General features: G+C 64.2%; 20 protein-coding genes. 5 read left to right on the top strand and 15 right to left on the bottom strand.

Annotated elements, in window-relative coordinates:
* Nucleotides 1–5: 5 nt before the first annotated feature.
* The 5 genes from ACFSJC_RS11035 to ubiK form a co-directional block, all read right to left on the bottom strand.
* The gene (locus ACFSJC_RS11035) at nucleotides 6–308 is read right to left on the bottom strand and encodes a hypothetical protein (RefSeq protein ID WP_386026593.1); all 303 of its coding nucleotides are present in this window, start codon (nucleotides 306–308) and stop codon (nucleotides 6–8) included.
* Nucleotides 309–351: 43 nt separating this feature from the next.
* Nucleotides 352–906, bottom strand: a complete 555-nt coding sequence (locus ACFSJC_RS11030) for a DUF2939 domain-containing protein (protein WP_386026591.1) — start codon at nucleotides 904–906, stop codon at nucleotides 352–354.
* Nucleotides 907–919: 13 nt separating this feature from the next.
* Nucleotides 920–2821 carry an ATP-binding cassette domain-containing protein gene (locus tag ACFSJC_RS11025; protein ID WP_386026589.1) on the bottom strand — a complete coding sequence of 634 codons (1902 nt, stop codon included), beginning with the start codon at nucleotides 2819–2821 and terminating at the stop codon, nucleotides 920–922.
* A 96-nt stretch (nucleotides 2822–2917) separates the two neighbouring features.
* A complete protein-coding gene (locus tag ACFSJC_RS11020) occupies nucleotides 2918–4438 on the bottom strand; it encodes a YifB family Mg chelatase-like AAA ATPase (RefSeq protein WP_386026587.1) in 1521 nt (506 codons plus the stop codon).
* Between the two features lie 16 nt (nucleotides 4439–4454).
* The gene (ubiK, locus tag ACFSJC_RS11015) at nucleotides 4455–4721 is read right to left on the bottom strand and encodes a ubiquinone biosynthesis accessory factor UbiK (RefSeq protein ID WP_386026585.1); all 267 of its coding nucleotides are present in this window, start codon (nucleotides 4719–4721) and stop codon (nucleotides 4455–4457) included.
* A gap of 404 nt (nucleotides 4722–5125) precedes the next feature.
* Here ubiK and ACFSJC_RS11010 point away from each other — a divergent pair, with 404 nt between their 5' ends.
* The 5 genes from ACFSJC_RS11010 (at nucleotide 5126) to cowN (ending at nucleotide 9550) form a co-directional block, all read left to right on the top strand.
* A complete protein-coding gene (locus ACFSJC_RS11010; RefSeq protein ID WP_386026583.1) occupies nucleotides 5126–5854 on the top strand; it encodes a TorF family putative porin in 729 nt (242 codons plus the stop codon).
* A 75-nt stretch (nucleotides 5855–5929) separates the two neighbouring features.
* On the top strand, nucleotides 5930–6268 hold the full coding sequence (locus tag ACFSJC_RS11005) for a P-II family nitrogen regulator (RefSeq protein WP_007038895.1): 339 nt from the start codon (nucleotides 5930–5932) through the stop codon (nucleotides 6266–6268).
* An 81-nt stretch (nucleotides 6269–6349) separates the two neighbouring features.
* Complete coding sequence (locus ACFSJC_RS11000; protein ID WP_386026641.1) at nucleotides 6350–7603, top strand: ammonium transporter; 1254 nt, start codon at nucleotides 6350–6352, stop codon at nucleotides 7601–7603.
* 169 nt (nucleotides 7604–7772) lie between these two features.
* Nucleotides 7773–9026, top strand: coding sequence for an ammonium transporter (locus ACFSJC_RS10995; RefSeq protein ID WP_386026581.1), 1254 nt, complete (start codon nucleotides 7773–7775; stop codon nucleotides 9024–9026).
* Nucleotides 9027–9259: 233 nt separating this feature from the next.
* Complete coding sequence (gene cowN / locus ACFSJC_RS10990; RefSeq protein WP_386026579.1) at nucleotides 9260–9550, top strand: N(2)-fixation sustaining protein CowN; 291 nt, start codon at nucleotides 9260–9262, stop codon at nucleotides 9548–9550.
* A gap of 6 nt (nucleotides 9551–9556) precedes the next feature.
* On the opposite strand, the gene lipB is transcribed toward cowN, so the two are convergent.
* From lipB to mreC, 10 genes are all read right to left on the bottom strand, one after another.
* Nucleotides 9557–10135 carry a lipoyl(octanoyl) transferase LipB gene (gene lipB, locus ACFSJC_RS10985; protein WP_386026639.1) on the bottom strand — a complete coding sequence of 193 codons (579 nt, stop codon included), beginning with the start codon at nucleotides 10133–10135 and terminating at the stop codon, nucleotides 9557–9559.
* An 83-nt stretch (nucleotides 10136–10218) separates the two neighbouring features.
* Nucleotides 10219–10494, bottom strand: coding sequence for a YbeD family protein (locus tag ACFSJC_RS10980; RefSeq protein ID WP_386026577.1), 276 nt, complete (start codon nucleotides 10492–10494; stop codon nucleotides 10219–10221).
* Nucleotides 10481–11341 (bottom strand): D-amino acid aminotransferase, encoded by an 861-nt coding sequence (locus ACFSJC_RS10975; protein ID WP_386026575.1) that lies wholly within the window; start codon nucleotides 11339–11341, stop codon nucleotides 10481–10483. Before ACFSJC_RS10975 ends, ACFSJC_RS10980 begins: the two co-directional genes overlap by 14 nt.
* A 38-nt stretch (nucleotides 11342–11379) precedes the next feature.
* Complete coding sequence (locus ACFSJC_RS10970) at nucleotides 11380–12519, bottom strand: D-alanyl-D-alanine carboxypeptidase family protein (RefSeq protein ID WP_386026573.1); 1140 nt, start codon at nucleotides 12517–12519, stop codon at nucleotides 11380–11382.
* Between the two features lie 81 nt (nucleotides 12520–12600).
* Nucleotides 12601–13605: a septal ring lytic transglycosylase RlpA family protein gene (locus tag ACFSJC_RS10965; RefSeq protein WP_386026570.1), complete on the bottom strand. Its 1005-nt coding sequence runs from the start codon at nucleotides 13603–13605 to the stop codon at nucleotides 12601–12603.
* Between the two features lie 26 nt (nucleotides 13606–13631).
* Nucleotides 13632–14654, bottom strand: a complete 1023-nt coding sequence (gene mltB / locus ACFSJC_RS10960; protein ID WP_386026568.1) for a lytic murein transglycosylase B — start codon at nucleotides 14652–14654, stop codon at nucleotides 13632–13634.
* Nucleotides 14655–14718: 64 nt separating this feature from the next.
* Nucleotides 14719–15855, bottom strand: a complete 1137-nt coding sequence (gene rodA / locus ACFSJC_RS10955; protein WP_386026566.1) for a rod shape-determining protein RodA — start codon at nucleotides 15853–15855, stop codon at nucleotides 14719–14721.
* Nucleotides 15845–17716 carry a penicillin-binding protein 2 gene (gene mrdA / locus ACFSJC_RS10950; RefSeq protein ID WP_386026564.1) on the bottom strand — a complete coding sequence of 624 codons (1872 nt, stop codon included), beginning with the start codon at nucleotides 17714–17716 and terminating at the stop codon, nucleotides 15845–15847. Before mrdA ends, rodA begins: the two co-directional genes overlap by 11 nt.
* A gap of 3 nt (nucleotides 17717–17719) precedes the next feature.
* Nucleotides 17720–18211: a rod shape-determining protein MreD gene (gene mreD, locus ACFSJC_RS10945; protein ID WP_386026562.1), complete on the bottom strand. Its 492-nt coding sequence runs from the start codon at nucleotides 18209–18211 to the stop codon at nucleotides 17720–17722.
* A complete protein-coding gene (gene mreC / locus ACFSJC_RS10940; protein WP_386026637.1) occupies nucleotides 18208–19077 on the bottom strand; it encodes a rod shape-determining protein MreC in 870 nt (289 codons plus the stop codon). Before mreC ends, mreD begins: the two co-directional genes overlap by 4 nt.
* Nucleotides 19078–19107: the final 30 nt, after the last annotated feature.

Raw genomic sequence — 19107 nt, 5'->3', positions numbered from 1 at the left:
ATCCTTTATTTTGTTCTTCTTTTCACCGACCTCAAGGTAGCCATGGGGGAGCGCTCGACCTGGAAGACCTGGCGCAACTGCTTGAGCAGCTCGATTTGCTTCTCCTGCGGCGAAACCATGAGTGCGGTGAAGGCCGCCCGCCATTGGGCCAGATATTCGCGATCCTCGTGTGATTCGGTGTAATTCATGACCGCCGTGCAATAGTCGGCGGCCCTCAAATAGTCCTTGAAGGGGGCGTCGCTCGGTACGAGCAGCGGGGCGATGAGCTGTCGCGCGCGGGGCGAGGCGGTGAGCTTGGTGGCGGGCATGCGAGGCTTCCAGGGTCCGTGTGTCGCCCGATGGGCTTCGCTGTCAGTAATAAAGCATGACGACTCGCCAGCCAAGCCCCTGAAGGTGCATTCGTATGATCACGGGGTCGGCATCCTTTGCTCCGATGTGGACCTCGAAGTCGCGTGGACCCCGAAAGAAGGCGTAGCTCAGCGCGGATAGAATATCGTGGTTTGCCGGTGATCTTGCGTTGATCTGGTTGCGCATCCAGTCGAGTGTGACCCGTTCGTCGAGGAACAGGTCCGGGCCGCTCTGGCGCAGCCCTGATTCGAGCCAGGCGATGAAGCTGTCGGACAGGGGGCCGATGTCGCTTTCTCGATCCCTGTTCAAACGGTGTCCGATCTGTTCGCGCACGGCCTCCAGGTCGACCAGCTCGGAGAATGCCCGGCGGTCTCCGTCGATGAGCGTCCGGTCCAGTTGCCACAGCGTGGCGTAGGGCCAGGCGGCGAATATGAGCAACAGCGTCAGGGCGGCCAGCGACCAGCGCACCAGTGGGCGCTTCCAGCGCCTCCAGGCCTGTGGCCAGTTGGCGCGGGGCATGAGTGGTGTGGGGCGTGCGCGTCGCATGATCAGTTTCACCGACGGTGTCTCCTCAGCCAAGCTCGTGCTGTAGCCGCTCGATCGATTCGCCGACCTCCAGCCATTCCTCTTCGGCGGCCTCCAGGTCAGCCGCGATCTGGCGCTGTTCGGCCAGCATCCGCAGCAGTCGATCCTTGTTCTCGGCCTCGTAGAGCTCGGGCGCGCTCAGCGACTGTTCGAGCGCGTCGCGACGCGATTGCAGCTCGCTCATGCGGCGGTCCAGCTCGCGCTCGCGGTTGCGCAGCGGTTGCAGCGTCTTGCGGACCTCGGCGGCCTGGCGTCGCTGTTGCTTGCGCTCATTGCCATCACGGGTCTGTGCCTCCGCGTCCGATTGGCGGCTGGTCGTATCATGTCCGGCCAACCAGGCGGGGTAGTCGTCCAGATCGCCGTCGAATGGGGCCACCTGGCCGCCGTCCACCAGCAGCAGGGTGTCGCTGGTGACCCGCAGCAGATGCCGGTCGTGCGAGACCAGGACCAGTGCACCATCGAAATCCTGAAGCGCCTCGCTCAGCGCCTGACGCATCTCCAGATCGAGGTGATTGGTCGGCTCGTCGAGCAGCAGCAGATTGGGGCGCTGACGGATGATGAGCGCGAGCACCAGCCGTGCCTTCTCGCCGCCCGAGAGTGGTGCGACGGGCTCCAGCGCGCGGTCGCCGGCGAAGCCGAATCCGCCCAGATAGTTGCGTAGCGTCTGCTCGGTCGCCTCGGGATCCAGCCGCCGCAGATGGTCGAGCGGGGTGTCTTGCGGGCGTAGCTGGTCGAGCTGGTGTTGGGCGAAATAGCCGATCTTCAGGTCCTGGGCACACTCGCAACGACCGGATTGGAGCGCCAGTTCGCCGGCTAGGACCTTGATGAAGGTCGACTTGCCGGCACCGTTGCGTCCCAGCAGTCCGATGCGGTCTCCAGGTTCCAGGCTCAGTCGAACCCCGGAGATGATGGGACGATCGCCGTAACCGACCGCCGCCTGGTCGAGCCGCATCAGCGGGCGCGGCAGGTTGAGTGCGGGCTCGAATCCGAAACGGAACGGCGAGTCGACGTGTGCCGGGGCGATCAGCTCCATGCGCTCCAGCGCCTTGAGTCGGCTCTGGGCCTGGCGCGCCTTGCTCGCCTTGGCGCGGAAGCGTTCGACGAAGCTGTGCATGTGGGCGATTTCGCGCTGCTGGCGTGCGTAGGCCGACTGTTGCTGGGACAGTCGCTCGGCCCGTTGGCGCTCGAAGGCCGAATAGTTGCCGGGGTAATGGTTCAGCCTTTGATGCTCCAGATGGAGGATGTGGCTGGCGACGGCGTCCAGGAAGTCGCGGTCGTGCGAGATGAGCACGAGCGTGCCTGGGTAGGACTTGAGCCAGCCTTCGAGCCAGATGACCGCGTCCAGGTCCAGATGGTTGGTCGGCTCGTCGAGCAGCAGCAGATCGGAGCGACACATGAGGGTGCGCGCCAGTGCTAGGCGCATCCGCCATCCGCCCGAGTAGCTGTTGACCGCCCGACGTTCGTCGCCCGGCGCGAAGCCCAGTCCGTGCAGCAGGCGGGCGGCGCGGCTTTCGGCATCGTAGCCGCCGATGGACTCGAAGCGGCCGAGCAGCTCGCCGTGACGGAGTCCGTCCCCGGCGGCATCGGCCGCCGCCAGGTCGCGCTCGATCTCACGTAGCTCGCGATCGCCGTCCAGCACGAAATCGATCGCCGAGCGATCGGTGTCTGGTGTGTGCTGGGCGACGTGAGCGATCTCCCAGCCCGCAGGGATGGAAACCTCACCGGTATCCGCGTGCAGGTTGCCGAGGAGTAGGGCGAAGAGGCTCGATTTGCCGCAGCCGTTCGATCCCACCAGACCGACCTTTTGGCCGGGATAGATGGTGACCGAGGCACTCTCCAGCAGGAGATTGGGGCCGCGACGGAAGCTCAGATCTTGGAGTTGAAGCATGATGATCTGCTGGGTGGTGCGGTGCTGAACCGCAACGTTTGCACGAAAAGGGTTGGGGTACCGGGGGCTGAGGTGTTGCGCGCGTGGAGCGGTTCCTCAGTCGGTGGATGCACCGCGATCCAGCCTTCGATAGCCGATTGCCTCGCCGAGGTGCACTGACGTGATGGCCGGTGCACCCTGCAGGTCGGCAATGGTGCGCGCGACCTTGAGGATTCGATGATAAGCCCGCGCGGATAGCGCGAGACGCGTCAGCGCCTGTTCCATCAGTCGTTGGCAGGTGTCGTCCAAGACGCAGTCGCGCTCGATCTCGCGCGGTGTCAGCAGTGCGTTCGATCGGCCCGCGCGGGCGATCTGACGCGCGCGTGCGGCGGCGACACGCCGGCGCACGAGGGCCGAGTCCTCCGGTTCGACCGGAGCCGATCCGGTCAGATGGGAAATCTCCAGGCGCGGGACTTCCACATGCATGTCGATCCGGTCGAGCAAGGGGCCAGAGATACGCGCCCGATAGCGCGCGATCTGTTCCTTCGAGCAGCGACAGCGTCCGGTCCGATCCCCGAGATAGCCGCACGGACAGGGATTCATGGCGGCCACCAGTTGGAACTGGGCTGGAAAGCGCGCCTGGCGTGCCGCGCGCGCGATGTCGATCGACCCCGACTCCAGCGGTTGGCGAAGCACCTCCAGCACCTTGCGGTCGAACTCGGGCAGCTCGTCGAGAAAGAGCACGCCATGATGCGCAAGCGATATCTCGCCCGGACGCGGATTGCTGCCTCCACCGACCAGAGCGACGCCGGATGCCGTGTGGTGCGGCGATCGAAAGGGTCGCCGATTCCAGTCGACCGGGTCGAACGGCGCGCGGTCGCTGACCGAGCGGATGGCGGCCGTTTCCAGCGCCTCGGACTCGGTGAGCGGCGGTAACAGCCCCGGCAATCGGTTGGCCAGCATCGACTTGCCCGATCCCGGCGGTCCCAGCATCAGTAGGTGATGCTGTCCTGCCGCTGCGACCTCCAGGGCGCGTTTGGCCTGTTCCTGTCCGCGCACCTCGGCGAGATCCGGATAGCCTGGGCCGCCGCTGGGTGCGGTCTCGGATCGATAGGTTGCGAGCAGCTGGCCATTGTTGAGATGTTCGCAGACCTCCAGCAGATGGCGTGCCGGACGCAGGGTCAGTCCGTCGACGAGCGCCGCCTCGGCCGCGTTGGCGAGCGGCAGGACGAGTTCGCGTCCCGCATCCCGTGCCGCGAGGGCGGCCGGGAGTACACCCGCGATGGGGCGCAGCTCGCCCGAGAGGGCCAACTCGCCGACGAACTCATGTCGGTCGAGCGCGTTCGCGGCGATCTGTCCCGATGCGCCGAGGATGCCAAGCGCGATCGGCAGATCGAACCGTCCCCCCTCCTTCGGCAGATCGGCTGGGGCCAGATTGATGGTCACGCGACCATCGGGAAACTGGAACCGTCCGTTGAGCAGCGCGCCGCGCACGCGGTCCTTGCTCTCCTTCACCGCCAGCTCGGGCAGGCCGACCATCGACAGCGACGGCAGGCCGTGCGTGAGGTGGACCTCGACCGTTACCTGGGGCGCGTGGATGCCGACCCGCGCGCGGCTATGGAGGACGCAGAGGGCCAAGTCGCCCGGCGTGCCGTCAGTGGCTGTCCGGCCGGTTGGCCGCGAGCGTTTGCTCGAGCGCGGCCACCTGGGCCTCCAGCTTGGAGATCTTGGCGCGCGACCGGGCCAGCACGGCGGTCTGGACGTCGAATTCCTCGCGCGTCACCAGGTCCAGTCGTGCGAGTCCTGACTCGACCGAGGTGCGGACGTTGCGATTGATATCTTCGTGCAACATCTGTAGCCCTTTCGGCATGGCCGAGGACAGGCGCTGGACCAGGTCCTCGATGTGTTTTGGATCCAACATGGGAATGACCTCTCCGGGGGCCGATAAGGCCCGTGAATGGATTCTGAGTGATTTCCGTCCAGGGCGCGTGCGATCGGGACTGCCTGAGCGCTCGTCGCCCTGTGCGAGGGGATGGCGTCCATTATAGGGACCCGAGGTTGCGGCGTCTGCGCCTAGAGATTCGCCTCTTTTTGGTGCTCGGTTGAGGCTGGTTATGCCTCGATGCATTGTTTTGGTGCGTTCGACTGTTGTGACTTTGGTACAGGAGGTCGAAAACGTCGCGTCTCCACCAACAAGATGCTTCTGGCATGTTACCTGCAATCGACGGCATTACGACATCAGGGGCAGCCGGGTATTTTCCGGGCTCTGGCTTGCCTTCCCGACATCCTCGAACGCTGCCCGGATCATCGATAGAGGTAGACTCCATGAACGCAAATCGTATCCGCGCCACCGCTGTCATCGGTGCGTTGGCCATGAGCGCCGGCGCTTTCCAGGTCGCTCAGGCCGAGGATCCCAACTCGGTCAGCGCAAACATCGGCGTGGTCAGCAACTACATCTGGCGTGGCCAGACCCAGACCGACAATCAGGCGGCGGTCCAGGGCGGGCTCGACTATGCGCATGTCAGCGGTTTCTCGGCCGGGACCTGGGTGTCCAACGTCGATTTCGGCGACGGCGATGAGACCAACTACGAGCTCGATCTGTACACCGGCTTCGGCGGCGCCATCAACGATGACCTGAGCTATGCGCTCAATCTCATCTACTACGCCTATCCGGACGCTCGCGATTCCGACTTCGCCGAAGTCGGTGCCAGCGGCACCTTCAAGTGGATCACTGCGGGTCTCTCGTACACCTTCTACGGCCAGGCCGACGACGCCAGCGGCGTGCGCGACGACGAGGCCAACTATATCGAAGGCGACCTCTACTACCACATCAGCGCTGATGTGGAACTGCCGTATCAGCTTGCCCTCAACGTTCGCGGCGGCTACTACGACTTCAAGTACAACGACGGTGGCAACGACTACGCCCACTGGGGTGCTTCCATCAGCCGTGACGCTGGCGATTTCGGCACCTTCAGCCTGAACTACGACCAGATCGGCCGTGACACCTACGACGAGGATCCGAAGTTCTGGGTTGGCTGGAACAAGGAATTCTGATCAGGGCGCACCCGCGCGATTCGAAATCAGGCCAGGGGGATGCTCGATCCTGGTCCAACTAGGAGCTAACACGCAATGAAATTGGTTGCAGCCGTCATCAAACCCTTCAAGCTCGACGACGTGCGAGAGGCGCTCGGAGATATCGGCGTCTCCGGCATCACCGTCATCGAGGTCAAAGGTTTCGGTCGACAGAAAGGTCATACCGAACTCTATCGCGGCGCCGAATATGTCGTGGATTTCCTTCCGAAGATCAAGGTCGAGATCGCTGTCGACGATTCCATGGTCGACAAGGTCATCGAGGCCATTAGCACCGCTGCCCGTACCGGCAAGATCGGTGACGGCAAGATCTTCGTGTTCGACCTGAATCAGGTCATCCGCATTCGGACCGGCGAGACCGGCTCCGATGCGCTCTGATACGGATTGGGAGACGTAACGGTGAAATCGAATCGCAACCTGAGCCTCGCAAAGCCGCTGTCCGCCGTTTTGCTGACCTTCATGCCACTGTTGGCCTTCGCCCAGGACGAGCCGGCGCTGAGCAGTGGCGACACCGCATGGATGTTGACCGCGACCGCCCTGGTGCTCTTCATGACCATCCCGGGTCTTTCGCTCTTCTACGCCGGTCTGGTGCGCTCCAAGAACGTGCTGTCCGTGCTCATGCAGTGCTTCGCCATCACCTGCATGATGAGCATCCTCTGGGCGGTCTACGCCTATAGCATGGCCTTCACCGACGGCGGTTCCATGAACGCCTGGGTCGGCAGTCTGGAGAAGATGTTCCTCTCCGGCGTCACGGTCGACGCCATGTCCGGGACCATCCCCGAGTCGGTCTTCATGACCTTTCAGATGACCTTCGCGGTCCTCACGCCCGCCCTCATCGTCGGCGCCTTCGCCGAGCGCATGAAGTTCTCCGCCATGCTGATCTTCATGGCGCTCTGGGTGACCCTGGTCTACGCCCCCATCGCCCACTGGGTCTGGGGCGGCGGCTGGGTCGGCGAGATGGGTGCCCTGGACTTCGCCGGTGGTACCGTCGTTCACATCAACGCGGGCATCGCCGCGCTGATGGCCGCGCTAGTGCTCGGCAAGCGTAAGGGTTATCCGACCACCGCTATGCCTCCGCACAACCTGGGTCTGACCGTGATGGGCGCCTCCATGCTGTGGGTCGGCTGGTTCGGCTTCAACGCGGGTTCCGAGCTGGCCGCCGACGGCACCGCCGGCATGGCCATGGCGGTCACCCAGCTCGCCACCGCCGCTGCGGCCCTGACCTGGATGTTCGCCGAGTGGATCAGCCACGGTAAGCCTTCGGTCCTGGGCATCGCCACCGGCGCCGTCGCCGGTCTGGTCGCCATCACCCCGGCCTCCGGCACCGCCGGTCCCATGGGTGCGATCGTCATCGGCTTCGCCGGCGCGCTCTTCGCCTTCATCGCCTCGACCAAGGTCAAGCACTGGCTGGGCTATGACGACTCGCTCGACGTCTGGGGCGTGCACGGTGTCGCCGGTGTCGTCGGCGCCATCCTGACCGGTGTCTTCGCCGACGCCAGTCTGGGCGGCTCGGGCCTCGCCGATGGCGTGACCATCGGCAGTCAGGTCTGGGTTCAGTTCCTGTCGGTCATGGCAACCCTGATCTACGGCGGTGGCGTCAGCCTTGTGATCCTGCTGATCCTCAAGGCCACCATCGGTCTGCGCGTGACCGAGGAGCAGGAGACCGAGGGTCTCGACCTCTCGCAGCACGACGAGCGCGGCTACATTCTTTGATGTAACGCACGCGTCCGCTGTGTGACCCGAGTGGCGATCGAGTATCCTCGATCGCCACTTTTTTTGTGGCCGTCATCGAGAGGGGCGAGGCACGCGGTTTCCCGAGCCTGCTCGCGATCTTCTCCATTTCCTGGACGGCCGCGTCGATGACACCGACAGGAGATCATCCGTGGAAGCGACCGTTCAGCTCACCTACGCCCTCGACACCTTCTATTTCCTGGTCACTGGGGCCTTGGTCATGTGGATGGCCGCCGGCTTCGCTATGCTCGAAGCGGGGCTGGTCCGGGCCAAGAACACCGCCGAGATCCTCACCAAGAACATGGCGCTCTTCGCGGTCGCCAGCGTCATGTACATGCTGGTCGGCTACGGGCTCATGTATCCGGCGGAGGGGAACGGGTTTCTTCCCTCGCTCGATCTGGGATTCATGTTCGGCGGCGATCATGCCGAGGCGGATGTCGCGGCCGGGGGCATCAATCACTCCAGAATGTCCGATTTCTTCTTCCAGGTCGTTTTCGTCGCGACCGCCATGTCCATCGTCTCGGGTGCCGTGGCAGAGCGGATGAAGCTCTGGTCCTTTCTGCTCTTCGCCGTGGTCTTGACCGCCTTCATCTACCCAATCCAGGGCTATTGGAAATGGGGTGGCGGCTGGCTGCAGGAGTTGGGCTTCAACGACTTCGCCGGATCCGGCGTGGTCCATCTGTGCGGCGCTTCAGCCGCCCTGGCCGGTGTTCTGCTGCTGGGCGCCCGCAAGGGCAAATACGGCAAGGACGGTTCCATCAACGCGATTCCAGGCGCCAATCTGCCGCTGGCGACGCTCGGAACCTTCGTGCTCTGGCTCGGCTGGTTCGGCTTCAATGGCGGCTCTCAGCTGGCGTTGACCGGATTCGAGAATACCAACGCCGTGGCGGCGGTGTTCGTCAACACCAACATGGCCGCAGCCGGCGGAACCTTGCTGGGCCTCGTCACGGCCCGGATGCTGTTCGGCAAGGCGGACCTGACCATGGCGCTCAACGGGGCGCTGGCCGGTTTGGTCGCCATCACGGCGGAGCCGCTCACCCCGTCGCCGCTGCTTGCCACCACTATCGGCGCAATCGGCGGGCTCCTGGTCGTCTTCGCCACCGTCGCGCTCGACAAGCTGCGCATCGACGATCCGGTTGGGGCCATTTCGGTCCACGGTGTCGTAGGCATGTGGGGGTTGATGGCCGTTCCGCTCACCAATGACGAGGCGAGCTTCGCCGCTCAGGCCATCGGACTCGGCGCCATCCTGGGGTGGGTCTTCACGACCTCGCTGATTGTCTGGCTCATCATCCGGCTGACCTTCGGGCTGCGGGTCACAGAGGACGAGGAATACGCGGGGGTGGATCTCTCCGAATGCGGGCTGGAGGCCTATCCGGAATTCGTGGGTTCGCGCCGTCCGACCTGAGCGATGGCGTCGTGGGCGGCGTCAGCGGAGCGGGCGCCGCCCTATTGCTGCCGTTTCTTTTTGGCAAACATCCTGCATGCTGATTCTGGGTCGGGCCTTACCGGTTCGGCGTCATCCATAAATTACATGTAAATCAGCTGTTTGAATTGTCTGCCCGTCGATCGAAATGGACGCGTCGCGGGGGCCTTTGTCGGGTCTCTGACATGACAGCTTCCAAAGGAGAGGTATCCGAAGTGCAACCCACTGCCGCAAAAGTCGATCGCTATATCAGCTTCGAGGGGATCGAGTGTGACGATTTCGCCCGTCAGGTCGTGAGCTACATCCGCGACTGTATCGCCGAGGGGCAGAACCCCTCGGAATGGCAAGCCTATTTCGAGCGGAAACTGGTCGAGATCGCCGGGATCGGTCAGGACGAGCTCTTCTTCGTCGGCAGTCAGGTCAACTATATCCGCGAGCTGTTCGAGCATCACGAACATGCCGATGGTTTGGCCCTGCTCGACAAGATCGAGGACGAGTGCTGCTGAGCGCACTCACTTCATGCGGACCTGGCTCAGCATACGCAGGTTGAAGACCTTTCCGAGGGTTCCGATCAGTGTGTTGCCGGCGTCTGCGACCGAGACCCCTGACACCAGGTCCGAGACCTGGGTCATCGCCAGCCCGGCATAGCCGCAGGGATTGATGCGCCGAAAGGGCTCCAGGTCCATGGCTACGTTCAGCGCGAGTCCGTGATAGCTGCATCCGTTGCGGACTCTCAGTCCCAGCGAGGCGATCTTGGCGCCCGCTACGTAGACCCCCGGCGCATCCTGGCGCCGAGCGGCATGGATCCCGTAGGTATCGAGCAGATCGATGACCGACTCTTCCAGCAGATTCACCAATCGCTTGACGCCGAACCCGATGCGTCGAAGGTCGAGCAGCAGATAGGCGACCAGCTGTCCCGGGCCATGGTAGGTGACCTGTCCGCCGCGATCGACCTGGATGACGGGGATATCGCCTGGATCGAGCAGGTGCTCGCGTCGTCCGGCCTGGCCCAGCGTGAAGACCGGCGGATGTTCGAGCAGCCAGATTTCGTCGAGCGTTTCACGGTCGCGATCGTCGGTGAAGCGGCGCATCGCCTCCAGCGTTGCGCTGTAATCCTGGAGGCCGGGTAGCCGTCGGAGCAGGAACGGATGCGGTGCGATGGCCTGGACGTCGGTCACAGCGCCCACACCACCAGTTCGTGGGCCGTGAGCTCGCCGTAGATGGCGTCGAGCTGGGGCTTGCTGCGGGCCTCGATCACCACCGTGACCGCGATCCACTTGCCGCCCCGGCTGGGGCGGGTGCTCATGTGTTCGGCCTCGAAGTCCGGCGCGTGCCGGCTCAGGATCTCGGCCACCGCCGACTCCAGTCCGCTCTCGGCCTTGCCCATCGCCTTGATCGGGAAGCGGCAGGGGAATTCGAGCAGGGTTTCCTCGGTTTCAGATTCGGCCATTGCGCACCTGCGTCTTGTAGTTTTGATAGAGGGCATCCATGCGTTGCCACATCGGCCCAGGGCGCCCGCTACCAACCGCCTGACCGTCCAGCCGAGTGACCGGAAGGACCTCGCGGGTCGAGCTGCTCAGCCAGATCTCGTCCGCCTGTCTCAGCTCCTCGACCGGGAAGGGCTCCTCGCGGAAGCGCATGCCGTGCCCTTCGGCCAGCACCAGCGCCAGCTCGCGCGTGATCCCAGGCAGCAACAGATGCCCCTTGGGTGGCGTGACCAGATCGCCATTGCGCACCATGAAAACGTTGGAGACCGCGCCCTCGGTCACCATGCCGTCGCGCACCATGATGGTTTCCAGCGCGCCGGCCTCCTCGGCCTCGCGGCGCATCATGACTGCGGCGATCAACGAGATGGATTTGATTTCGCCGCGCAGCCAGCGGATGTCAGGGCGCGTGATGCAGGCGACCCCATGGGTCGCGATTTCGGGCTTGCGCGCTGCGAGCGGCTTGGCGATGGCCATGACCGTCGGTTCCACTCCGTCGGGGCAGAGATGGTCGCGCTCGGGCGCGACGCCGCGCGTCACCTGAAGATAGACCGACTGATCCGGCGCGGGCGGCGTACCGATGAGCCGTTCTAATACGGAGCGCCATTCCTCGCGGGTGAGCGGGTTCGACATCCCGACGGCGGCGAGACTCGCGTCCAGTCGGTCGAGATGGGGTTCGAGTCGCAGATAGTGACCGCCGTAGCTCGGGATCACCTCGTAGACGCCGTCTCCGAAGAGAAAGCCCCGGTCCATGACCGAGACCTTGGCCTGGTCGGGGGGCAGGAATTGACCGTTGAGATAGATTTCGTTCACTGGGGATACCGAATGGGTGCGATTGGCGTCCGTCGATCTCAGAACATCTGCAAGACGCTGTCCTTGGCCTTGCGCCAGAGACCGCCCTCGGGCATCTCCTGGAGCGCGACCAGAGGCACCCTGACGATCTCCTTCTCGCCCAGCGTGACCACTACATCGCCGATCCGTGCGCCCAGGGCGATGGGTGCCTTCAGCTCGGTGGATTTCTCCAGGTGGGCGCTCAGCTTGTCATAGGCGCCGCGCGGAATGGTCGCGACGACATCCGTTTCGGGTCCGACCGGCAGCATCTCCTCTTGTCCGAACCAGACGCGCAGGTTCTCGATCGGCTGGTCGGCCGGGTAGAGTTGATGGCTCTCGAAATAGCGGAAGCCGTAGTTCAGGAGCGCCAGACTCGCCTGGGCGCGCGCGTTGGGGCTCGCGGTTCCCATCACCACCGATACCAGCCGCATGTCATCGCGCTTGGCCGAGCCGACCAAGCAGTAGCCGGCCGCATTGGTATGCCCGGTTTTGACACCGTCGGCAGAGGGATCGCGCTTCAGCAGGGGGTTGCGGTTGGGCTGGGTGATGTCGTTGTAGGTGAACTCGCTGGTTCCGTACCACGGGTAGTATTGGGGAAACTCACGGATCAGGGCGATGGTGACCGTAGCCAGGTCGCGCGCGGTGGTGTGCAGGTCGGGATCCGGCAGACCGTTGGGGTTGGTGAAGTGACTGTTCGTCATGCCCAGCCGTTTGGCGTTCGCGTTCATCAGTTTGGCGAAGGACTCGGTCGTGCCCGAGACATGCTCGGCGAGGGCGACGCTGGCGTCGTTGCCGGACTGGATGATCATGCCCTTGAGCAGATCCTCGACGCTCACCAGTGTGCCGACCTCGATGAACATGCGCGAGCCGCCGGTTCGCCACGCCTTCTCGCTGACCATGACCTGATCGGTGAGGTTGATGCGTCCGGCCTCGATCTCGCGGAAGACCACGTAGGCGGTCATGATTTTGGTCAGGCTGGCGGGTTCGAGCACCTCGTCGGCGTTACGCTCGGCCAGCACCTTGCCACTGTTGAAATCGAGCAGGATGTAGCCCTTCGCAGGCACTTCGGGTGCCGTAGGAGTTGGTGTCGCTGCCATGACCGAGAGCGGTAACAGGCAAATGAATAACGACAACAGCTTAAGCTTCAATGCTGATTTCATGGGGGATCCGGGGGTTGGTATGGCGGGAAAATACGGGGCTATTCTAACGCTCCGACTCGTGGTTTGGCATCCGGCGCGGCCTCAGTTGCGGACCCAGCGCGGCGATTCGAGCCCGAGATCGGCGATCTGCTGAGTCAGCCGGTTCGCATCCCTCGCGGAAGGGATGGGACCGATACGCACGCGGTACAAAGGGGGGCCGTCCGATTGTGGGCTCAGTATGCGGACCTGCTCGGTGAACAACTGTGTGGTGAGACGTGCGCGCAACTTCTCGGCGTTCTTTGGATCGCCGAAGGCGCCGATCTGCAGATAGAGCGGTTGACTGGTGTCGCGTGTCGGCGCGGCCGAGGATTGCGCGACGGTCGTCGTGCTGTGAGAGACGCTGCGCGGCGCGGTTGCCTTGGTCTGGGTCGTCGGTGGCCGGCGTGTCGTCGTGACCTTCGGGGTCTCGGGTGCTGCGGCCTGCTCGGCAAGGAAGGGACCACGGTCGAACTCGCGGTCGGATTTCGGATGTCTCGGGTCGATGGCACGCACCTCGACCATCGCGGTCCCCTTCTTCGCCACGCCTAGCTTGACCGCCGCCGTGTAGGAGAGATCGATGATGCGTGACCCATGAAAGGGGCCTCGGTCGTTGATGCGGACCACGACGCTACGTCCGTTCTCCGTGTTGGTGACACGGGCATAGGTCGGAAGCGGCAGCGTCTTGTGGGCGGCGGTCATGGCGTGCATGTCGTAGATCTCGCCCGAGCTGGTCTTGCGCCCGTGGAAGGGCTCGCCGTACCAGGAGGCGAGGCCGCGCTCGACGTGACCACGGCTGTTGCGGAGTGTGAAGAAGCGCTTGCCATGGACCACATAGGAGTCCGGGTTGCCGGATTTGGCGAGCGGTTCGACCTTGGGGACGGCGTCAGGGATACGGGCGATCTCTGGAGGGATCTCGTCGCCGTCGACCAGTTCGCCCTTGCTGGCGCATCCGCCGAGGGTGGCAAGGAGCGTGAGGCAGAGTAGCCAGATCGGGAGTCCCGATCCGAGTCGGCTGGGGGCGCCGTTCCCCATCGGGTTTCGCTGCATGGCGATTGCGATGTCTTGCATCCTGGTCTCTCTCGGTCGTGGCACGATCAGGATCCGGCGAGATGGCGGGCGCGGATCGACTCGCTCAGTTGGTGTACAGCCATTGCGTACAGATTGCTGTGGTTGTAGCGCGTGATGACGTAGAAATTGGTGAGTCCGATCCAGTATTCATCGCCATCCCCGCCATTCAGCGCGTCCCCATCGAGTCGCAACAGGGTTAGCGGTGTCTCCGCTGGCAATGGGGTGCCCCATTCGAATCCGGCGTCGCTGAGCGCTCCGGCGGTCAGGTTGGGGGCGAGCGGGGTCTTCTCGGCGATCGCGAGCGTCTGCGGCGGATCTTGAGGCGCTCGGGTCCGATAGGCGACGGCCTCGTCGGAGCGCCAGCCATGTCGGTTGAAATAGTTGGCGACGCTGCCGATGACGTCGGCGTCGCTGTTCCAGAGATCGCGCCGTCCATCCCCATCGAAATCGACGGCGTAGGCGCGGTAGCTCGATGCGATGAACTGGGGCTTGCCCATGGCGCCGGCATAGGATCCGACCGCCCGGGTTGGATCGATCCCTTCCTCTCGCGTCAGCCGCAGAAATTCATCCAGTTCTCCACGGAAGAAGTCCGCACGCGGCGGATAGGCGAATCCGAGTGTGCTCAGGGCGTCGAGCACCGGATAGGTGCCCACATTGGCGCCATAGTTGGTCTCGACCCCGATGATGGCGACGATGATCTCCTGCTTGACCCCGAAGGTGGCCTCGGCGCGCTCCAGTGTCGCGGCGTTCTCGCTCCAGAAGCGCACGCCCCCGCGAATGCGTTCGGGGGTGAGGAATATCTTGCGGTAGTCGCGCCAGGGCTTGGCCTCGTAGGGGCGTTGGATGGCGTCGATGATGGACTGGCGGTAGCTGGCCCGGGACAGCAGGCCCCGGAGTGTCTCGGCGTCGAATCCCTGTACGCCGCCCATGTCGGCGACGAAGCGCTCGATGCCCGTCCGGTAGGTGTCGTCGGGGGGCTCGGCGCTCGCGGCGATCGAAAATCCGGCGGCGAGTGCCATTCCAGCGACTGTCTTGCAAAGCGGGGTCATGAGAACTCCAGGCAAGGCGCGATTCTAGAATTCACTCGCAGTATATGTGCAAGACAATTCAAATTCAGCGCGATTTCGTCTGTTTATGGGTCTCGATCGACATGAGTATCCCGAATCCGGCCAGCAGCGTCACCATCGAGGTCCCGCCATAGCTGATGAGGGGCAGAGGCACCCCGACCACCGGCAATAGACCCGAGACCATTCCGGTGTTGACGAAGACATAGACGAAAAAGACGAGCGTCAGTCCGCCAGCCAGAAGTCGGCCGAAGTTGTCCTGAGCCTGGACTGCGATGAAGAGGCCGCGCAGGACGATGAAGAGATAGAGCGCCAAAAGGGCCAGGATGCCGGAGAAGCCGAACTCTTCGCCGATGACGGCGAAGATGAAGTCGGTATGGCGTTCGGGCAGGAATTCGAGATGGGACTGGGTGCCGTTGAGCCAGCCCTTGCCCGAGATGCCCCCGGAGCCGATGGCGATCTGCGATTGGATGATGTGGTAGCCGGTACCCAGGGGATCGGACTGAGGATCAAGGAAGGTCAGCACGCGTGCCCGCTGGTAGTCGTGCATCCCGAACCACACCAGGGGGGCGATGGCGGCGGCCAGGAGCGCGAATCCCAGGATCATGCGCCAGCTCAGTCCGGCCATGAAGAGCACCAGGATTCCGGCGCTGGCGACCAGCAGCGAGGTGCCCAGGTCGGGCTGTTTGGCGATCAGTACGACCGGGACCAGGGTCAGGGTGAGCGCCAGGAGGACGCTCGTCGGTCGCGGCGGCAGGGGCCGCGAGGAGAGCAGCCAGGCCAGGGTCATGGGAACGGCGAGCTTGAGCACCTCCGAGGGCTGGAAGCGGAACACCCCGAGATCGAGCCAGCGTTGCGCGCCCTTGCCGATCTCGCCGACGACGAGGACGGCCAGCAGCATGAGGACGCCGATTACGTAGAGTCCGGGCGACCAGCGGCGCAGTGTCTGCGGTGAGATCTGGGCGATGGCGACCATGATGCCGAAGGCGAGCCCCAGTCGGGCGAGCTGGCGCTCGATGATGCCTGCGTTCTGCTCTCCGGCGCTGTAGAGCACGACCAGGCCGAAGCCGCAGAGCGCCAGCAGGGCGACCAATAGGGTGAGATCGATGTGCAGACGTTGGAAAAGCCGGGCGTCTGGCGTTGAGGTATTGGCGCCCAGTCGCGACGAAACGGGTTTAATCCCCATCTTCGGCGCCTCCGGGGGCTGTGAGGCGCGAGCCGCCTAAGAGAACGTCGATGACCTGCCGTGCGATGGGGCCGGCGACGGAGCCCCCGTGTCCGCCGTTCTCGACCATCACCGCCACCGCGATGCGCGGATCCTCGACCGGGGCGAAGGCGATGAAGAGAGCGTGGTCGCGCATGTGCTCCGGCACCTTCGAGCCCTGGTAGGTTTCCTTCTGTCCGATGCTGAAGACCTGCGCGGTGCCGGTTTTGCCCGCGATCCGGTAATCCTTCGATCGGATGCGTTTGGCTGTGCCGCGGGCGCTCTCGACCACCAGGCTCATGTCCTGGATGAGTTCGTCCCAGTTGCTGGGTTTTCCGGCATCGATCTGCCGCGACACCACTGGAAACTCATCCTCGCGCGTCTCTCCTGGCAGACGCTTGGCACGTGCCATACGCGGCTCGATGTAGTGGCCGCGATTGGCCATGGTGGCCGTGGCGACGGCAAGCTGAACCGGTGTCGCCAGGAAGGCGCCCTGGCCGATGCCGACGATGAGCGTTTCGCCCGGATACCAGGGCTTCTGGCGCACCCGCTGCTTCCACTCGGGCGAGGGCAGCAGTCCGGGCAATTCGCCCGAGATGTCGATGCCGCTGCGCTGCCCGAAGCCGAACTCGCTCAGGAAATCGTGCAGTCGTCGGATTCCCATATGGTTGGCGAGCGCATAAAAATAGACGTCGCAGGATTGCACGATCGCCAGCTGCAGGTTGGTGCTTCCGTGCCCGCCACGTCGCCAGCAGCGAAACTTGTGGCTCTGACCTGGGAGCGAGAAATAGCCGGGGCAAAAGGTCGTCTTTTCGGGCGAGGTCATGCCGGTCGCCAGCCCTCCGAGCCCAATGAAGGGCTTGACCGTCGAGCCGGGTGGATACTGACCGCGTACCGCGCGATTGTAGAGCGGCTTGTCCGGGGCGTAGAGCAGTGCGTCGTAATCCTTCTGGCTGATTCCCTGCACGAAGAGGTTGGGGTCGTAGCTCGGGTTGCTGACCAACGCCAGCACGCCGCCGTTGCGCGGATCGATGGCCACCACCGAGCCTTTGAAGGCGCCGAGCGCTTCGGTTGCCGCCCGCTGCAGGTCCATGTCGAGATAGAGCAGCAGGTCTTGTCCGGGTACCGGCGGGGTACTTTCGAGCGTGCGCAGGATACGTCCACGCGCATTGACCTCGACCTGCTGATAACCGACGCGTCCGTGCAGCACGTCCTCGTGCGCCTTCTCGACCCCACCCTTGCCGATGAAATTGGTGCCGGCGTAGTTGCCAGCGTCGATGCTGGTCAGGTCGCGCTCGTTGATACGCCCGACATAGCCGAGCGGATGCGCCGTCAGGTCGGCGAGCGGGTAGGTGCGTATCAGCTCCGCATGGACCTCGACGCCTGGGAAGCGGTGGGCGTCGACGGCGAAGCGCGCGACCTCGGCTGGACTCAGGTTGAGTCGAATGGGTACGCCCTGAAACCGCATCCGTTGGCGCTTGAGGCGCTCGAAACGGGCGCGATCCTTGGCGTCGATGGGCATGAGTTCCGCGAGCGCGTCGATGGTTTCCTGGAGGTTGGGAACCTTCTCGATCGTGATCTCAAGCGAGAAGCTCGGGTGGTTGTCGGCCAGCAGCAGCCCCTTGGCGTCGTAGATGAAGCCGCGCGTCGGTGGGACCGGGAGGATCTTCACCCGGTTGCCTTTGGACAGCACCGAGAAGTGTTCGTACTGCTGGATCTGTAGATGGGCCAGGCGTAGCAGCGTCACTCCGAGTCCGAGGATCACCAGCGCCCCGGCGACGATGGCCCGTACCTTGACGATGCGCTGATCGCGCTTGCGGTCCTCCAGGCTGCTTTCGAGCATGGCTCAATCCGACCCGATGCGCCGCCCGGTGACGCGCAGCACCAGGAACAGCCAGGGCCACACCAGCAGACTGCCGAAGGTTGCGCTCCAATAGCTCAGTGGCGGCATGGGTTGGCCGGTGGCGCCGATCACCCAGAGCGACAACAGGCGTTCGACCAGCAGCAGAATCCAGATGAAGAATGCCTGCTGCCAGAGCGGAAACAGCAGGATGCCCGAGCGCAGCATGCCGGTGAGATAGGCGACCACGGACAGACCGAGGGCGTGCTCGCCCAGCAGGGATCCGGTGAGGACATCCAGCGTCAATCCGGCGGAGAAGGCCCAGAAGACGCCGATGCGTTGCGGCATGCTCAGGCACCAGAAGATGATCGCCAGCGTGACCCATTGAGGGCGGTAATCTCCGATCGACTCGGGCAGCGGCAGGATGGTCAGCAGCATGGCCAAAACTAGGCTCAGGACCACGGGCCAGAGCCTGAGCGGTCGCCTCGCGCGCGTCACTCGGCGCCTCGTGTCTTGGGCGGCTCGCCGGCCAGCGCCTTGGGCTGGGTCCGGTCGTCGAGGGTCCATACCAGCAGGACCTCGCGGCTGCGGTCGATCTTGGCCGTCGGTGCGGCGATCACGGTCGTGAAGGGGTTCGCTGGATCCTGGCGGACCTTGGTGACGCGCGCGACCGGATAGCCGGCGGGGAAGCGGCCGTCGAGGCCGGATGTGACGAGCAGATCGCCGACTCTGACGTCGGCGTTCTTGGGAATGTAGAGCAGTTCCAGCTCATCGCTCAGCCCGGTGCCTGCCGCGATGGTGCGCAGGCCGTTGCGATTGATCTCTACCGGGAGCGCGTGGTCCACGTCGGTGATGAGGAGCACGATCGAGGAGAAGGGCGTGGCCTGGATGACCTGGCCCATGACGGCGTTGGCATCCAGCACCGGTTGTCCGACGAAGACCCCGGATCTGGTGCCCTTGTTGACGACGACCTGCTGGCGGTAGGGCGCCAGTTCGACCGAGCGGATTTCGGCAATCAGTACCCGCTCTCCGACATCGAGCGAGGAACCGAGCAGATCGCGCAGACGCGAGTTCTCGGCCTCCAGCGCCTCGAATTGCTGCAGCCGGGCCTTGAGCACCAGATTCTCGCGATGCAGTTCATCGATGATGCCGCGCAGCTCGCCGCCACTCGTCAGGAGAGCCTTGACCGTTTCGATCAGTTTGGCCGGCTCGCTGGCTGCGATCAGCATCGGATGGATGGCGACCGAGACGGTGGAGCGGATCTGGTCGAGACGGTGATAGCGGTGGTCGGCAATGATCAGTCCAAAGGCGAGCAGCACTGCCGCGATGACGCGGAAGGTGGGAGAGGGTCCTTTGGCGAACAGGGGTTTGATGACGGTCTTCCTCGACTCGGT

Origin of the sequence: Thiorhodococcus fuscus, from assembly GCF_042682685.1 — a bacterium.
Classification (GTDB): Bacteria; Pseudomonadota; Gammaproteobacteria; order Chromatiales; family Chromatiaceae; genus Imhoffiella; species Imhoffiella fuscus.
This window is presented reverse-complemented; position numbering and strand designations above follow the sequence as displayed.

Coding starts and splice junctions, on each gene's coding strand:
- lipB (WP_386026639.1), bottom strand. CDS start 10,135: ATGCGCCGCTTCACCGACGATCGCGACCGTGAAACGCTCGACGAAATC.
- ACFSJC_RS10970 (WP_386026573.1), bottom strand. CDS start 12,519: ATGAAATCAGCATTGAAGCTTAAGCTGTTGTCGTTATTCATTTGCCTG.
- ACFSJC_RS11000 (WP_386026641.1), top strand. CDS start 6,350: ATGCCACTGTTGGCCTTCGCCCAGGACGAGCCGGCGCTGAGCAGTGGC.
- ACFSJC_RS11005 (WP_007038895.1), top strand. CDS start 5,930: ATGAAATTGGTTGCAGCCGTCATCAAACCCTTCAAGCTCGACGACGTG.
- ACFSJC_RS10980 (WP_386026577.1), bottom strand. CDS start 10,494: ATGGCCGAATCTGAAACCGAGGAAACCCTGCTCGAATTCCCCTGCCGC.
- mrdA (WP_386026564.1), bottom strand. CDS start 17,716: ATGCTCGAAAGCAGCCTGGAGGACCGCAAGCGCGATCAGCGCATCGTC.
- ACFSJC_RS11035 (WP_386026593.1), bottom strand. CDS start 308: ATGCCCGCCACCAAGCTCACCGCCTCGCCCCGCGCGCGACAGCTCATC.
- rodA (WP_386026566.1), bottom strand. CDS start 15,855: ATGGGGATTAAACCCGTTTCGTCGCGACTGGGCGCCAATACCTCAACG.
- ACFSJC_RS11010 (WP_386026583.1), top strand. CDS start 5,126: ATGAACGCAAATCGTATCCGCGCCACCGCTGTCATCGGTGCGTTGGCC.
- ubiK (WP_386026585.1), bottom strand. CDS start 4,721: ATGTTGGATCCAAAACACATCGAGGACCTGGTCCAGCGCCTGTCCTCG.
- ACFSJC_RS10965 (WP_386026570.1), bottom strand. CDS start 13,605: ATGCAAGACATCGCAATCGCCATGCAGCGAAACCCGATGGGGAACGGC.
- ACFSJC_RS11025 (WP_386026589.1), bottom strand. CDS start 2,821: ATGCTTCAACTCCAAGATCTGAGCTTCCGTCGCGGCCCCAATCTCCTG.
- mltB (WP_386026568.1), bottom strand. CDS start 14,654: ATGACCCCGCTTTGCAAGACAGTCGCTGGAATGGCACTCGCCGCCGGA.